The organism is Arthrobacter hankyongi (assembly GCF_022012395.1).
Lineage (GTDB): Bacteria > Actinomycetota > Actinomycetes > Actinomycetales > Micrococcaceae > Crystallibacter > Crystallibacter hankyongi.
In genome coordinates this window covers 1-13177 of sequence record NZ_JAKLTQ010000009.1, presented here as the reverse complement: position 1 = coordinate 13177, position 13177 = coordinate 1, and the positions used below count along the sequence as shown (strand labels likewise).

14 protein-coding genes are annotated in these 13177 nt (G+C 69.8%); 10 read left to right on the top strand and 4 right to left on the bottom strand.

What is annotated here, in order from left to right:
- Positions 1-12 precede the first annotated feature (12 nt).
- The 3 genes from LVY72_RS13015 to LVY72_RS13005 all read right to left on the bottom strand — a co-directional run bounded on the left by LVY72_RS13015 (position 13) and on the right by LVY72_RS13005 (position 2748).
- Complete coding sequence (locus LVY72_RS13015) at positions 13-543, bottom strand: hypothetical protein (protein ID WP_237821510.1); 531 nt, start codon at positions 541-543, stop codon at positions 13-15.
- On the bottom strand, positions 540-1946 hold the full coding sequence (locus tag LVY72_RS13010) for a serine/threonine-protein kinase (RefSeq protein WP_237821508.1): 1407 nt from the start codon (positions 1944-1946) through the stop codon (positions 540-542). The genes LVY72_RS13015 and LVY72_RS13010 overlap by 4 nt, the downstream gene beginning before the upstream one ends.
- Positions 1947-2166: 220 nt before the next feature.
- Complete coding sequence (locus LVY72_RS13005; RefSeq protein WP_237821506.1) at positions 2167-2748, bottom strand: DUF4126 domain-containing protein; 582 nt, start codon at positions 2746-2748, stop codon at positions 2167-2169.
- A 73-nt stretch (positions 2749-2821) separates the two neighbouring features.
- Here LVY72_RS13005 and LVY72_RS13000 point away from each other — a divergent pair, with 73 nt between their 5' ends.
- On the top strand, positions 2822-4561 hold the full coding sequence (locus LVY72_RS13000) for a putative bifunctional diguanylate cyclase/phosphodiesterase (protein ID WP_237821504.1): 1740 nt from the start codon (positions 2822-2824) through the stop codon (positions 4559-4561).
- A gap of 118 nt (positions 4562-4679) precedes the next feature.
- Here LVY72_RS13000 and LVY72_RS12995 read toward each other — a convergent pair whose 3' ends face one another.
- The gene (locus LVY72_RS12995; protein WP_237821502.1) at positions 4680-5375 is read right to left on the bottom strand and encodes a queuosine precursor transporter; all 696 of its coding nucleotides are present in this window, start codon (positions 5373-5375) and stop codon (positions 4680-4682) included.
- Positions 5376-5641: 266 nt separating this feature from the next.
- On the opposite strand from LVY72_RS12995, the gene LVY72_RS12990 reads away from it, so the two are divergent.
- From LVY72_RS12990 to LVY72_RS12950, 9 genes are all read left to right on the top strand, one after another.
- The gene (locus LVY72_RS12990) at positions 5642-6313 is read left to right on the top strand and encodes a TetR/AcrR family transcriptional regulator (RefSeq protein ID WP_237821500.1); all 672 of its coding nucleotides are present in this window, start codon (positions 5642-5644) and stop codon (positions 6311-6313) included.
- Positions 6310-6804, top strand: coding sequence for a hypothetical protein (locus tag LVY72_RS12985; RefSeq protein WP_237821498.1), 495 nt, complete (start codon positions 6310-6312; stop codon positions 6802-6804). The genes LVY72_RS12990 and LVY72_RS12985 overlap by 4 nt, the downstream gene beginning before the upstream one ends.
- A gap of 89 nt (positions 6805-6893) precedes the next feature.
- Positions 6894-7709: a hydroxymethylpyrimidine/phosphomethylpyrimidine kinase gene (locus LVY72_RS12980; protein WP_237821496.1), complete on the top strand. Its 816-nt coding sequence runs from the start codon at positions 6894-6896 to the stop codon at positions 7707-7709.
- A 100-nt stretch (positions 7710-7809) separates the two neighbouring features.
- Positions 7810-8007 (top strand): hypothetical protein, encoded by a 198-nt coding sequence (locus LVY72_RS12975; protein WP_237821495.1) that lies wholly within the window; start codon positions 7810-7812, stop codon positions 8005-8007.
- Between the two features lie 276 nt (positions 8008-8283).
- Complete coding sequence (locus LVY72_RS12970; RefSeq protein WP_237821493.1) at positions 8284-9978, top strand: biotin carboxylase; 1695 nt, start codon at positions 8284-8286, stop codon at positions 9976-9978.
- Positions 9975-11222: a serine hydrolase domain-containing protein gene (locus LVY72_RS12965; RefSeq protein ID WP_237821491.1), complete on the top strand. Its 1248-nt coding sequence runs from the start codon at positions 9975-9977 to the stop codon at positions 11220-11222. The genes LVY72_RS12970 and LVY72_RS12965 overlap by 4 nt, the downstream gene beginning before the upstream one ends.
- A gap of 69 nt (positions 11223-11291) precedes the next feature.
- Positions 11292-12218, top strand: a complete 927-nt coding sequence (locus LVY72_RS12960; RefSeq protein WP_372463711.1) for an NADP-dependent oxidoreductase — start codon at positions 11292-11294, stop codon at positions 12216-12218.
- Positions 12184-12558, top strand: a complete 375-nt coding sequence (locus LVY72_RS12955) for a hypothetical protein (protein WP_237821487.1) — start codon at positions 12184-12186, stop codon at positions 12556-12558. Before LVY72_RS12960 ends, LVY72_RS12955 begins: the two co-directional genes overlap by 35 nt.
- Before the next feature lie 92 nt (positions 12559-12650).
- The gene (locus tag LVY72_RS12950) at positions 12651-13067 is read left to right on the top strand and encodes a VOC family protein (RefSeq protein WP_237821485.1); all 417 of its coding nucleotides are present in this window, start codon (positions 12651-12653) and stop codon (positions 13065-13067) included.
- Positions 13068-13177 lie beyond the last annotated feature (110 nt).

Below are 13177 nucleotides of genomic sequence, written 5' to 3'. Positions count from 1 at the left end.
CCGGCGGCGGTGTCAGTCATCGTCCTCGTCCCAGCCATAGTCGTCGTCCTGGTCCTCACCGTCCTGGTCTTCGTCCTGGGCCTCGTCGTGGTTCCAGCTGTCGTGGTCGTCCCGGCCGCCGCTGCGGTCCCCGTCCTCCTGCCGGCCGTCCCGGCCGCCGCTGCGGTCCCCGTCCTCCTGCCGGCCGTCCCGGCCGCCGCTGCTTTCGTCGGTGGGTTCCGCCGGGGCCGTGGTGTCCTGGACCATCGACTCCAGATCCGTGCGGACGGCGGCGAGGGCCGTCTCCGCGCGCTGCTGCTGCGCCGTCGAGATTTCCCCGTTGGCGGCCGCCGCAGCCAGGTCGTCAGCCAGCGCGTTGATCTCGTCCAGGGCCGCGGTAGGCTTCTGTTCCGAAACCAGCTGCCTGACAGTCTGGACACGTTCCTGCAGCTTGTCTGCTGCGGCTCCGGCGACCTCCGCTGTCTGCAGGCTGCAGCCACCGAGCAGGGCCGCGGCGAAAATACCGGGCAGGAGCGTACGGACAAGGATTCTCGGCCGGGTCATGGCGTCAGGCTTCCTTCCAGTTGCCGCAGGTGGTCCTCCAGCTGGGCAGGCACGGCGGGCGACGGCGATGGTCCCAGGCCGGACAACGCCGGACCGAGCAGGGCAGCGCCGAAAACCAGCGCCGCGGACGCAAAAATCAGGACCACCGCTGCCCCCAGGGCCAGCCGCAGCAGGCGGCCGGGGAGTCCGCGGGTGGGCCTGCTGCCGGACCGGGTGAACCCGTCGTCGGGCAATGGCTGCCATGCCGGCAGATCCGACAGGGGCAGCCAGGGCCAGGCCTGGGTGGCGTTGGTCAGCTGGTTGGCCTCCAGCGCCGGCAGGATAGGGGCTGGGGCCGGCCCGGCGGAGTCCGGAGCCTCCTCGGCAAAGAGGCGGGCCGTGGGTGCCGGACGGTAGACCGCGGTATCAGCGTCCCGGCCGGCAGGCGGTCTGTCCCACCCCGCGGCCGGCTCCCCCCAACCAACGGCTGCTCCCTCCCACCCCGCGGCCGGCTCCTCCCAACCAGCGGCTGCTCCCTCCCACCCCGCGGCCGGCCAGTCCCGGCCCGCGGGCGCCTCGTCACGGCCGGCGATCCTGCGCAGGGTCCGGGCCGCTTCGAGGCAGTCCGGGCGCCGCCGGGGCTCGGTGGCCGTCATGGCCTCCAGGAGCCCGGCCATGTGCGGGTCCAGACTCGCCGGAATGCCCGGCGGCCGTGCCAGCCTGGCCAGCGCCGATTCCATGGCGGGCCCTGGATACTCCACCCTGCCGGTGAGGCACTGCAGCAGCACCAGTCCCAGCGAGTACACATCCGATGCCGGCCCGACGTCCGCCCCCGTGACCTGCTCCGGGCTGAGATAGCCTGCCGTGCCCAGCGACGTGTCCGCATAGGCCAGCTGGACCGCGTCCATCGTCTTGGCGATGCCAAAATCGGCCAGTTTGGGCCGGGGTCCGTCGTCGTCGAAATACCGGGCCATCACGATGTTGCCCGGCTTCACGTCCCGGTGGACCACATTGCACCGGTGGATGTAGTGCAGGGCATCGGCCAGCTCTGCGCCGATCCGGGCCGTCGCTCCCAGGTCCAGCGGCCCGAACTCCAGATATAGTCCCAGGTCCGCACCGGGAATGAGTTCCATCACCAGCCAGCACAGTGTCCCGCCGTCGCACGGGGAACTTCCCGCATCGTAGAGCGCAACCAGCCCCGGGTGGTTCAGTCGCGCCAGCATGGCGATTTCCTGCTGCTGCCACCGGAGCTGGCCCGGGTCCATCTGGTCGGGGCCGAACACTTTGACGGCCACCTCCCGGTCCAGGACCTGGTCCAGGCCGCGGTGGACGGCGCCCATGCCGCCGCGGCCGATCACCGGCCCCAGCCGGTACCTGCCGCCGAGCAGGCTGTTCGATGGTTCCGGAGCCAGGTTTTCGTCCACCTGATCCGCCTTCCCAAGTCCGACGCTTCGTCTTCAGGCAGGAGCTGCGGTACCGCAGTCATCCCACCGTGCGGTCCGTGCTGCCGTCCGGCCCGGCAACGTGAGGAGTGAGGCTGCGGGCCACCAGCCTAGGCGCAGAACCTAGGAGGCAGCTGTGATAGGGATAAGATCCGGCTGTCGATTGGTGCTCCGCCATAGCCGTCCGCTCCCCTGCCGCAGCTCAGGCAGCGGCCCGGCGCCGGAACCGCCGGTAGGTCCGGAACAGGACCATGCCGAGGGCGGCCAGCCCGACCAGGACCAGCACCGGCAGCAGCACGGCCACGAAAGACAGCCCCGCGCTGACCGCGTCTTCGGCCGTGCTCACCACCGGTGCCGCCGTACCGGCGGTGGTGGCGTTGAGCACCGGCCGCATCGTCATCTTCACCAGGTGCACGGCCAGCGCGATGCCGATCCCGATCGCGACCGGGATCCACTGGTTGCTGCCGAAGAACGAGTCCGGATCGGCGACCCTCACGGTCTCCGAGGACACACCCGAACTGAACACGATCCCGCCGGCGGCCGGGCGCACCACGGTCTGCAGCCAGTCGTTGATGCTGTCCAGCACCGGAACCTTGTCCGCCACGATCTCCACCGCCAGCAGGGCGCCAAGGATGGCCAGCACCCAGCCGTTGGAGAGCCAGGCCCAGGCCGGCGGCAGCTGCACCAGCCCGGTATAGCGGTCCAGCAGGCCCAGGATCAGCATCGGGATATAGGCGTTGAGCCCGGCGGCCGACGAGAGGCCCACACCCGTGAGGAACTCCATGGCTCAAGGCTACGCCTGCCACCATGGTGAATCGGTTCACTTAGCATGCATCCGGATGTGGTATGCATACGCCATGACTATCAGTGCCGCCCCCTTCGCCATGCCCCGGCAGGACGGAATCCCGCAGCTGTGCAGCCTGGGGCACGAGGTTTCCGTGGTCTCCGCGGAAATCCCGGTGAGGGAGCTGGACGCCTCGTTTCGCGCCGACCGGACCCTGCGGTCCGTGGTGGTCGAGACCCCGGGCAGCTGCTGGCTGCTGACCCGGGAACGGCTGGAGTTCGAGCTCAGCGGGCGGCTCGGTTACGGCCGGGCCCTGCACAGCCGGACCAAGGTGGCCGACCTGCCCCCTGATGAAACGTTTACTCTCAACCCGCGCCTGCCCCTGCTGGCGGCCGCCCAGCTGATCCTGCAGCGTCCGGCACGCACCCGCTACCAGGACTTCCTGATCCGTGGCGAGGACGGCCCGCGGGTCGTGTCCGTCTCGCAGGTCTTCCACGCGATCTCGGATACGTTCCGGTACGAGGCGCTGCATGACCGGCTGACCGGCCTGCCGAACCGGCGGCTGCTGGACGAGCAAGGCCTGGACCTCATCGGCGACTGCGACCGCAGCCGGGTGGCGATCCTCTTCATCGACCTGGACAGCTTCAAGACGGTCAACGACACTTTCGGCCACCGCGCCGGCGACGACGTTTTGGTCGAGTTCACCGAACGGCTGCGGCGCTGCGTCCGTCCGACCGACGTCCTGGCGCGGCTGGGCGGTGATGAGTTTGCGGCCTTGCTGATCGATGTCACCGCCGACGCGGCACACCGGGTTGCCAACAGGATCCTTGACGAAGCCGCCGAGCCCTTCTTCCACGAAGGCCACAACCTGCATATTTCGGCGTCCATCGGGCTGGCCATGGCCAGCGATATCGTCCAGGACGAGGAGCTCAGCCAGCTGGACGTGCTGCTGCGCCAGGCCGACGGGGCCATGCTGGAGGCGAAGAACTCCGGCAAGGGGCGGGTGGTCTGGCTGGAGCGCCGCGAAACCTCGCGTTTCGCCCGGCACGCGCACATCCGGCGCCGGCTCCAGCTGGCCGTGGAGAACAGCTCGTTCCGGCTGCACTACCAGACCCAGCTGGAACTCTCCACCGGCAACAGTTCCTCCGTCGAGGCACTGCTGCGCTGGCAGGACGAGGAACTCGGGGACGTGCCCCCGGCCGAGTTCATCCCCATCGCCGAAAGCGTCCGGCTGATCCACGATATCGGCCGCTGGGTGATCAACGAAGCCTGCGGCCAGGCCCGGCTCTGGCTGGACGCGGGCACCCCCCGCACCATCTCGATCAACGTCTCGCCCATCCAGCTTGCCGCGGACAACGTCGTGGCGGACCTGACCGCGGCGCTGCAGGCCCAGGCCATACCCGCCAGCCTGATCCGGGTGGAGATCACCGAAAGCTCTGCCATCGCGGACCTGCCCAAAGCCAGCCGGCAGCTTCGGCAGCTCCAGGCCATCGGCATCCGGGTCGACCTGGACGACTTCGGCACCGGATATTCCTCGATTTCGATGCTGCGGAGCCTTCCGCTCAACACCGTGAAGATCGACAAATCGTTCATCGACGATATCGACCGGTCGCACCATGAGGCCTCGTTCGTGGGCGGCCTCATCCGGGCCGCCCACGCGCTGGGGCTGAAGGTGACCGCCGAGGGTGTGGAGCGCAGGGAGCAGCTTCAGGTGCTCCGCGAACTGGGCTGCGACACGGCCCAAGGCTACCTCATTGCCAAGCCGCGGACCGTCACCGACCTGTCGGCCGCCCCGGCGTTCTCCCTCAACTGACGGTCCGGCAAGAGAGCCCGCCCGGGGTCCCCGTGCGCGGAGCGTGCGGGGCAGCGCGTCGTGCCTTCCCGCTGCTCGCTTCGCTCGCGGCGGGTCCCTCGGCACTAGCTGGCGAACGCTAAGCGGCGATCCGGCCGTAGGACGGCTCGCGCCGCTTCACCCAGCGAATCACCGCCGTCGTCACCGGGACGAAGAGGAACTCCACCAGCGTCTTGTACACGAAGCCGACGACGACGTAGTTGGCGAACATGCCGAAGTCCGTAATGCCGATGACCGAGGCCGCGATGGAGCAGAAGATCAGCGTGTCGGCGAACTCGCCCACACCGGAGGAGCCCATCAGCCGGGCCCACAGCTTCGGCTCGCCGAAGCGCTGCTTCATCTTCACCAGCACCCAGGAGTTGATGGTCTGCCCGGCCAGGAAGCCGAGCAGGCTGGCCAGCACGATCAGCGGCACCGGGCCGAGCGCGTTCTCCAGCGCGGCCTGCTTGGCCAGCCCGTAGTCGTCATCGAAGCCGGGCAGCGCGATGACCACCCAGTAGCACAGCGAGGCGAAGACCGAGAGGGCGAAGGTGGTGACGATGGCCTTGCGCGCCACCTTGAAGCCGTACACCTCGCTGATCACATCGCCGAGGATGTAGGCCAGCGGGAAGAGGAAGAAGCCGCCGTCGGTCACCACCGGACCGATCAGCACTCCCTTGGAGGCGCCGATGTTGGACAGGATCAGCACCACCGCCATGATGGCCAGCATGATGCCGAAGTAGGGGCTGCCGATCGAGGCGAAGCGGGCGCGGTGGGCAGTCTGCAGTTGAGTCATCCGATGGTTCACCTTGGTAGCTAGTGGTTCGCGCGACGCCTGCCGCCCCGGGCCGGGTACAAAAGTGCGTCCGCTGTCTGGAGGGATGGAGTGCTCCCGCGGTGCCGGTTTCGCCGCCACAGCAGGTGGACCGCACCCCGCTCGGGCCCGCCTGCCACCCGGACCGCCGTCCATTGTCCCACGTCCGGACCCCGGCGCGGTCGTATATCATTTGAACGCGTTCAAAAACCATGTTGGCCCGGATCCGGACGCACCGGCAAGGAGGAATGATGACGGCGGCCGCTCCGGTCCTTCCCGTCCGGACGCCCAGGCACGGGCAGACCCGGCAGCTGCTGGTGGACACGGCGATGCGGCTGTTCCGCGACGGCGGTTACGAGAAGACCACGATGCGGGCCATCGCCCTGGCCGCCGGGGTCTCCGTGGGCAACGCGTACTACTATTTCGGCTCCAAGGACGAGCTCGTGCGCGAGTTCTACGGCCAGCTGCAGGCCGAGCATCTGGCCCGCTGCCTGCCGCTGCTGCGGGAGGGCCAGAGCCTCGGCGAGCACCTGCGGGCCATCCTGGGCGCCGGGCTGGACGTGCTCGGGCCCTACCACGGCTTCGGCCCCGTCTTCGTGTCCGCCGCGATGGGAACCAGCGTCCCGGCCGGCGCCCCGGCCCGGCAGGCGTCGGTGGAGCTGTTCCGCGAGGCGGTGCGGCGCTCCCGTCCGCTGCCGCCGCTGGCCGTCCGGGCGAGCCTGCCGGACCTGCTCAGCCTGCTGCACCGGGGCATCACCCTGTACTGGGCCTACGACAGCTCCCCGAGGCAGGAACGGACCCGGCGGCTGATCGCCAACGGGGTGCCGCTGGTGGCCAAGCTCGTGGTGCTGGCCCGGCTGCCGGTGGTCCGCAAGATCATCGAGGAGACCGCCGGCCTGATCCGTGGGGAGAAGGCATGAGGGCGCCGGAGCAGGAGCCGCAGGAGCCCGATGACGGCTTCGACGTCGAGGAATTCGACGACTTCCTGGACCCCAACCCGCGGCACCGGGTGATTTTCGGCCCCGGCGCCTTCGCCGTGGGCTTCCTGAGCACCGCGGCGGTATTTTCCGTGGCGGTCCTGGCCATCTCCCTGGTCGGCAGCCCCTACGGAGAGCTGCACCTGAGCAGCACGGTCTTCATGGGCCTGGTCGTCTTCCTCTACGTGGCCGCGATCGGACTGGTCCTCGGGGCGCCGATCGCCTTTGCCCTGGGCATGCTGCTGCGGCCGGTCCGCGCCCAGTGGCTGCATGTGCTGGCCTTCTTCGTGGTCGTCGGGCTCGCCGCCTGGCTGATCTTCCTGCTGCTGTACGGCGGGGATCCGCTGGAGACCGTCTGGTTCGCCGTGATGGTGGGCCTGTGCGCGGCGATCGGCCGCGCCTCGGTCTGGCGCATGGTCACCGTCCGCGGTTAGTACGACGGCGGATGCCGGCGTCGTTCCCGCCCGCCCGCTGCCCGGCCCGGGTGCCAGGCCGCCGCCGTCGGCCCGATAGCATTATGGCCATGTCTGCTTCGACCACTCCCCCGATCACCCTGGCCATCGCCGGCTCCGAAGCGACCGGCGGTGCCGGCGCGCAGGCCGACCTGAAGACCTTCCAGCAGCTGGGCACCTACGGCATCGCGGCCTTGACCTGCATCGTCTCCTTCGATCCGAAGGAGAACTGGAACCACCGATTCGTGCCGGTGGAGCCCCAGGTCATCGCGGACCAGCTCGAGGCCGTGCAGAGCTGCTACGCCGGCTCCCTGGACACCGTGAAGCTGGGCATGATGGGCTCGCCCGCCACCATCGACACCGTCGCGGCCGCCCTGGAATCCCAGGACTGGAAGCACATCGTGCTGGACCCGGTGCTGATCTGCAAGGGCCAGGAGCCCGGCCACGCCCTGGACACCGACCAGGCGCTCAAGGCCCGGCTGCTGCCGCTGGCCACCTTCGTCACGCCCAACCACTTCGAGGCCGAGTCCCTGGCCGGCATGCCGATCACGTCGGTGGAGGACTTGACCGAGGCCGCGCGGCGCATCCACGAATCCTCGGGCGCGGCGGTGCTAGCCAAGGGCGGCGTGCGGCTTGAGGGCCCGGACGCCGTGGATGTCTACTACGACGGGCAGACCCTTGAGGTGCTCAGAGCCCCGAAGGTGGGCGAGGTCGCCGTCAGCGGCGCCGGCTGCTCGCTGGCCGCCGCCATCACCGCGGAGCTGGCCAAGGGCGCCGCACCGCTGGAGGCGGCCCGCACGGCCAAGGCCTTCGTGACCGCGGGAATCAAGGCCAGGGTGTCCTCCAACGCCCCGTTCGACGCGCTGTGGCAGGGCGGCGCGGGCTAACCGTCCCGGCCGCTGGAAATCCGTAGGTACAGGAACCCCTTGGCGGGATCCGGGAGGCAGCCTCCCGAATCCCGACAGGGGGTTCCGTGCATCCTGGTCCGTGCCGCTGCGCAGCGCTGCCAGCCGCGAGGACGAACGTGCCAACGCGGCACTGGACGAAGAGCTGAGGGAACTGGGGGACCCGCAGGACCTGGCCCACGGCGGCAGCAAGGCCAAGGCCGAGGAACTCGAGCGGGAAGCCTACGGCGACAAGGACCGGGACGGGAAGGCGGACACCCCCTACACCGAGTTCCCCTGACCCCGGATCCTGCCCCGCCCGGCGCCGGCGGCAGAGACCCAAGCCGTTTTTGTAATCCGGACAACATTGTGTCGAACCGTTACGCACCCGTTATGCGCCGGGCTTGCCGCGCCCTGCCCGCTCCCCCGGCACTGACTTGGGAACTTATCCGCCAGCCTCCCAACAGGTAACAAGTCAGCGCACTTATATAACGAAACGGCTACCCACGTTGGTTAAGCTGGGCCCGCCTCGAGCCACCATCCACTCCCAGCCGCCACGTACGGAAGGCCCATCATCATGCCTTTGAACCGCCCCAAACCCAAGGCTGGCCTCAGCCGCCTGTTCCGGAATACCGCAGCACACCGGCCGCAGCAGGAGCAGGCCCCGAGCCTGGTGCAGGTCCTGGAACAGCAGCAACAGCAGCAGGCGCAGCTGGCGGCGGCAGCCGCCCCGGCACCGGCCGGCCCGAAGGACATCAGCGTGGGCACCGACGCCGCGTTCGCCCCCGCTGCACCGGCCCCGGTGCGGCATGCGCTGCGGAACGTGTCCGAGGTCCGGCATTTCTTCCGCACCAACGACGTGCCGATTTTCTTCGTCGGCGCCACTCCGTTCAATCTGCTGGGGCTGGACCGCTGGGTCCGGAACTTCTCCTACATCTCCTACTACGACGGCTGGGATGGCGCCCACCCCCGGCTGTTCTCCCCCGCGCAGAAGTCCGAACGGACGTTCAACAGCGCCGAGCAGATCAACAACTGGCTGCTGAGGAATCCCGAAGTCAGGGCGTTTATGTCCCGGCGCACGCCGGCCGGAGCCCGGCCGAAGGTCGCGATGGTGTTCTTCGACGCGGAAACCGAGGGCATCTGCGCCGAACTCGGCTACGACCTGATCCTGCCCGCCGCCGGCCTGCGCGAGCATCTGGACTCCAAGATCGTCACCACCCGGCTCGGCAACGAGGCCAACGCCCCCAGCGTGCCGAACGTGCTGACCAAGGTCGAGGACTGGCCCGGGCTCGTGGCCGCCGCCCAAGCGGCGGGACTCGGCGATGAGCTGGTGGTGCAGACCCCGTACGGCGACTCCGGCAAGACCACGTTCTTCATCTGCTCGGAAGCGGACTGGGACCGGCACAAGGACCAGATCATCGGCCAGGACATCAAGGTGATGCGCCGGATCAACAACCGCCCGGTCGCGGTGGAGGCCGTGCTCACCCGCTGCGGTACCGTCGTCGGGCCGTTCATGACGGAACTGACGGGCTATGCCGAGCTCACGCCCTACCGCGGCGGCTGGTGCGGCAACGAAATGCACCCGTGCGTGCTGGAGGGCGGGCAGCGCACCCGCGCCGTGGAACTGGTCCGGCGCCTGGGCGACCGGCTGGCCAAGGAAGGCTACCGGGGCTTCTTCGAAGTCGACCTGCTGGTCGATACCGACAACGGCGAGGTCTACCTCGGCGAACTGAACCCGCGGATCAGCGGCGCCTCGGCCATCACCAACGTGACGGCCGGCGCCTACGCCGATGTTCCCCTGTTCCTCTTCCATCTGCTTGAATTCATGGATGTGGACTTCGAGCTCGACGTCGATGAGATCAACCAGCGGTGGGACGAGCTGGCCTCGGCCGATGTCTGGAGCCAGATGATCATCAAGGAAACCTCGCCGATCGTCGAACAGCTGACCGCGACGCCGCGCACCGGCCAGTACTATCTCGATGCCAGCGGCGCCCTGGTGTTCGGCCGCGCCGCCCTGGACTGGCACCAGCTGCAGGACGAATCCGAGGCATTCTTCCTGCGCGTCTACGGCCCGGGCGACTACCGATGGAAGGGCGCCGACCTGGGCATCCTGGTGACGAAGGGGCGGCTGCAGTTCGATGCCGGCCAGAACGGCACGGCCCTGACCATCCGCGCGCAGCACCTGATCAAGTCGCTGCGGGCCGCCTATGCGGGGGTTGCGCTGGCGGACGCCGACGCCCCAAAAGACCTGCCGGCGGACGGGGTCAAATGACCTCTGGCACGGAGCAACCGCCCCCGCCCGGTGGTCCCCGGGACAGGGTCGGGGCGGCACCCGGCCTGGGCCAGCAGGGGTTTCCCCCGGGCATCGACCTGGCGAACTGGCAGACCGCCCCGAACCAGCACTGGACCTTCCAGAATGTCGCCGGGTTCCTGCCGACCGCGCGCATTTTCCGCGGCGCCGGTCCGGTGGCGGATCTGCCCGCCGCCCCCTCGCCGCTGGACGCCGTCGTCGTCCCGCTGCCGGCGCTGGGCGGGCCGCGGACCGTCGGCCAGATCATGGCCGCCACGGAAACGGACGGCTGGATGGTGGTGCACCGCGGCCTCACGGTCACCGAGCAGTACTTCGGCACGATGACGGCGGACACCTCGCACCTGCTGATGTCCGTCAGCAAGACCCTGGTGGCCGCCGTGGTCGGCGCGCTCAGCGACGCCGGCACCCTCGACGTCGACACGGCCGTGACCGCCTACGTCCCGGCCCTGGCCGGAACCGGCTATGCCGGGGCAACGGTGCGGCACCTGCTGGACATGCGCTCGGGCATCGCGTTCTCCGAGGACTACCTGGACCCGCAGGCCGAAGTGCGCCTGCTCGAGGAGGCCATCGGCTGGGCGCCCCGGCGGAATCCGGCCGGTCCGGCCACGATGTACGATTTCCTGCTCACGCTGCAGCAGAAGTCCGCGCACGGCGGCCCCTTCAACTACCGCTCCTGCGAGACCGATGTGCTGGGCTGGGTCTGCGAAGCGGCGGCCGGCACCCCGATGCCCGTGCTCCTCTCGGAGCTGGTCTGGAGCCGGATCGGCGCCCAGGCCGACGCCACAATCGGCGTCGATCCGGTCGGCACCGGGATGTTCGACGGCGGCATCAACGCGGGCCTGCGCGACCTGGCCCGCTTCGGCTCGCTGTTCCTGCGCGACGGCGTCAGCCTCACCGGCCAGCCGGTGGTCTCCCCGGCTTGGATCGCCGACACCCTCGCCGGCGGCCCCGACTCGCGGGCCGCGTTCGCGGCCAGCCCGGATGCCGCCGTGATGCCTGGCGGCATGTACCGCAACCAGTGCTGGTTCCCGTACCCGGGCAGCAACGTGATGCTGTGCCTGGGCATCCACGGCCAGATGATCTACATCAACCAGGCGGCACAGCTGGTTGCGGTCAAGCTCTCCAGCTGGCCGTACCCGCAGGATGCGTACCGGCTGTTCTCCACCATCCAGGCGTTCGACGCGATCGCCGCGGCGCTGGGCTGAGCTTCCGGGGCCGGCCGGCACCGCGCCGGACCGGTACGCGCCCAGTAGGCTGGGGCCATGGACAGGACCATGAAAGCCATGACCTATGCCCGCTACGGCGGCCTGGAAGTCCTGGAGGCCGCCACCGTCCCGGCCCCGAAACTGCCCCCGGGCTCCGTGCTGATCCGGGTGAAGGCGGCGGGCGTGAACCCGGTGGACTGGAAGGTGATGAGCGGCAAGCTCGACGGGCTGCTGGACGTGCATTTCCCGGTCATTCCGGGCTGGGACGTGGCCGGCGTGGTCGAGGCGGTAGGGTTCGACACCCCCGAATTCGCTGCCGGCGACGAGGTGTACGCCTACGGACGGCGCGACTCGGTGGGCGGCGGCACCTTTGCCGAACTGGTCGCACTGCCGGTGTCCATGGTCGCGCGCAAGCCGGCGGCGCTGAGCTGGGAACAGGCCGGCGGCCTGCCGCTGACCGGGATGGTCGCCCAGCGGACGCTGGACCTGCTCGAGCTGGCGTCCGGCCAGACGCTGCTGATCCACAACGGTTCCGGCGGGGCCGGGCGGATGGCCATCCAGCTCGCCGTCGACCGCGGCGCCCGGGTGATCGCCACCGCCTCCGGCCGCCACCATGCACGGCTGCGCGAACTCGGTGCGGAACCGGTGGAATACGGACCGGGCCTGGTTTCCCGGGTGCGCAGGCTGGCACCGCAGGGCGTGGACGCCGCGGCGGACCTCGTCGGCGGCGTGCTGGCGGAGACCCTGGCCGTGCTGCGCGGCGGCGGCCGGCACGCCTCGATCGCCGACCCGTCCGTCCGGGACCACGGGGGCAGCTACGTCTGGGTGCGCCCCGACGGCCGGGAACTGGCGCGGCTGACCGCCCTGGCCGACGCCGGCAAGCTCACCGTCGACGTCGAGCGGACCTATCCGCTGGAGCAGGCCGCGGAGGCGTTCCGGGCCGGCATGGAGGGACATACCGGTGGCAAGCTCGTCCTCACGCCGTTCTCCGGATAGCCGGTCCGGGGCCGGCGGCATCGCCGGAAACGCCGCACGGCGCCCGGTCTGGTGGGGCATCCTGCTCACCGTGGTGGCCTGGGCCGCGCTCGCCATTCCCATGTTCTGGGCCCTGCTGGCCGCCGCCGTGGGCTTCACCGGCTGCTTCATCGAATGCTCCGCGCCGGATCCGGGCATCGGAATGTTCGGCGTCACCGCCCTGGCCGTGATGGCGGCGGCCCCGGTGCTGGCCGGCATCGCACTGGTGCGCCGCAGCCGGGGCTGGTGGATTGCCGCCGCCTGCGCCGCGGCGCTCATCGTGGTGCCGATCGCCGTCGCCCGGCTCACCGGCGCGGCCTAACCGGGCCGGGCGCGACGGACCGGCCGGGCTTCCCCATTGCCTGCCGGTCGTCAATAATCGGACCGTTGACGATGCCGACCAGAAGGACAGAGATGACCATTCAGCTCAACCCGTACATCAGTTTCCGTGACAACGCCGGGCAGGCCATGGAGTTCTACCACTCCATCTTCGGCGGCGACCTGAACAGCAGCACCTTTGGCGAATTCGGCGCCAGCGACGACCCGGCCGAGCGGGACAAGATCATGCACTCGATGCTGACCTCCCCCAACGGCCTGGTGCTGATGGCCTCCGACACCCCGACCGGCATGGACTACACCCCCGGCAGCAGCATCTCGGTCTCCCTCAGCGGCGACGACGAACCGGAATTGCGCGGCTACTGGGACAAGCTCTCCGACGGCGGCTCCGTGACCGTGCCGCTGGAGAAGGCGCCGTGGGGCGACATCTTCGGCATGTGCGTGGACAAGTTCGGCATCAGCTGGCTGGTGAACATCGCCGGCGCCCAGGCCTAGGCCTGCCACGACGGCGGTGCCCGCCCCGGCGCGGCGGGCGCCGCCGTCGTCCGCTGCCGGCCCCGGTGCCCCCGCCCCCAGCATTGAAAACGGCGCCGGACAAAACCGCA